This window comes from Bacillus cereus group sp. Bce019 (assembly GCF_051781745.1).
Lineage (GTDB): Bacteria > Bacillota > Bacilli > Bacillales > Bacillaceae_G > Bacillus_A > Bacillus_A cereus.
Genome location: NZ_JBPWJX010000074.1, coordinates 1 through 339, shown reverse-complemented (window position 1 = coordinate 339; position 339 = coordinate 1). Strand labels below are relative to the sequence as shown.

Below are 339 nucleotides of genomic sequence, written 5' to 3'. Positions count from 1 at the left end.
CGAAATAGTCGCAGCAGAACTGAGTTTCTCTAACGTAACCGATGCTGAAGTGCTTCCCAACTTACTTAAGCAGACACGTCGTAAAATCATTGAAGTATCAGGTGATGGAGCTTATGACACAAGAAGCTGCCATGAAGCTATACGAATCAAGCGAGCAGTTCCGCTCATCCCGCCACGAGAAGGGGCAGCTTTCTGGGAGCAAGGACATCCTCGCAATTTGGCGGTAGGTTGTCAGAAGCTCTACGGCTCAAACAACTGTTTCACTCGATGCGTGGCTGTCTCTGATAGAGAGCGCTTATGATAACCATACCGCTTTTTCCACTTTTTGTTTGAGCCGTA

Annotated in this window: 1 pseudogene; it reads left to right on the top strand. The window is 47.8% G+C overall.

Annotation, left to right across the window (positions count from 1 at the left end):
• Positions 1-253, top strand: a pseudogene (locus tag ACS2QP_RS27490) (transposase); the annotation flags it as partial.
• Positions 254-339 lie beyond the last annotated feature (86 nt).